Annotated in this window: 1 protein-coding gene; it reads right to left on the bottom strand. The window is 27.8% G+C overall.

Annotation, left to right across the window (positions count from 1 at the left end; genetic code table 11):
- Positions 1-272: 272 nt before the first annotated feature.
- Complete coding sequence (locus QGM60_RS18085) at positions 273-1,475, bottom strand: retropepsin-like aspartic protease (RefSeq protein WP_281141644.1); 1,203 nt, start codon at positions 1,473-1,475, stop codon at positions 273-275.
- Positions 1,476-1,576 lie beyond the last annotated feature (101 nt).

The raw sequence follows: 1,576 nt of genomic DNA, 5'->3' as shown, positions 1-1,576 counted from the left end.
AAATTTTTGAAATCGAAGTAAGCAAAATCTTCACTTTAGAAGACTCTGATTGGGATTAGTTCATATTACTGCCAACGGTCTTGTATATGGCTCGTAGCGTGTAAATTAGCGGTTGTTTTCGGATTAAGCACAAGCCAGATTTTTTAATTTTCTTATTATCTTTTTTATCAATAAGCCAAATTAAAAAATTTGGCGGACTTGCAAATATACCTTAACTTCGGCTTAAGCAACTAACTAGCTATGAGCTATATACGGTGTTGGCAGTTGTTTTTTTATATTTTGCTTAATTCTAATTCTTTAATTTCTTTAGTATTTTTATCCTGAAAAGTTAATTTAGCTTTTGGTTTATTCACTTTTAAAATTAAATTTAGAATTTCGCAGTAATCCATATTTTCATAATTAATAGTATCAAATTTTAAAATTTTATCTCCTAGGTTAATTTTGCCTTTTAATGAATTATCCCATATAATACCAACTACAATTTCATTGTCATTATTTAAAATGGGTTCAATAGGCCACATTTTTTCAGCAAGTTCAATAGATTTTTTTTTATCAAAACTTTCTAACCAGAATCGTTCTTTTTTATAATCTAACGTAACTTTTCCATATTTCAATAATTCTGAACCAATTCGGGAAGTCTCGCCATATGTAGTTTTTGTAATCACATTTTTAAAATCTATATCTCCTATTTTTAATTTTGTGACTTTCAAAGCTAAATGTTCATTTTCATTTGCAGTACCAAATAAACCTACACTAAATGTACCGACATTTTTGGCTATGGTTTCAAATATATCTACTTGGGATCGAAGTTGATGATAAGCTGTGTTTGATATTATGTAAAAATTATTATCGCCACTATCAAATAATACATATCCATTTCCTTCGTGTTTTTCTTTTATCAGTTTTATTGGGATGAATGGACTACTTTGAATTTTGTTAACTTTCATCTCGATTGCATCTCGTTTTTTCAATCCCAAATTCTTACTATTATCTGTTAGAATAATTTCATTTTTTTGAGAGTCAAATTGAATTGTTGAATTTCTCAATAAATTACTACCAATAATACCGTCAATTTTGAAACACTCAAAAATAGGATTTAAGCCCTTTTTTGAGACAAATGCAGGAATTTCTTTAAATTTTATTTCATTAATTATAATCTCTGGTATGGATACAACTTCTAAACTATCTGTGATACCAGACTGGTCTTTTATTTTTACACTTCCAAGTTTATTAGTTTTAATCAAATCGTATAAATTTTCTGATATTGCTGTTGTCGCACCAGTATCTAATAGAAAATCATATTCAGTTTGGTTAATTGAAACTTTGATTATTATTTTTCCATTTTTATTTTCATATTTCATTTTACTGAAATATTCTTTATTTTCCACAAAACCTTGATTAGCACTAATTGTTTGTTGCGAATAAGTTTTGATAAAAATTAAAAGCGAAACTATTATTAATAATTTATTGTTCATATTGTGTTTTTTTTAAATAACTGCCAACGGTCTCGGCTATGAGTAGTTGCGTGGTTTAGCACTTAACTTAGCAAGTACACACCAAACTGAAAATCCGCGAG

This window comes from Winogradskyella sp. SYSU M77433 (genome assembly GCF_029911945.1).
Lineage (GTDB): Bacteria > Bacteroidota > Bacteroidia > Flavobacteriales > Flavobacteriaceae > Winogradskyella.
The sequence above is the reverse complement of the archived record's forward strand: the minus strand, read 5'-3'. Positions and strand labels throughout refer to the sequence as shown.

Coding starts and splice junctions, on each gene's coding strand:
- QGM60_RS18085 (WP_281141644.1), bottom strand. CDS start 1,475: ATGAACAATAAATTATTAATAATAGTTTCGCTTTTAATTTTTATCAAA.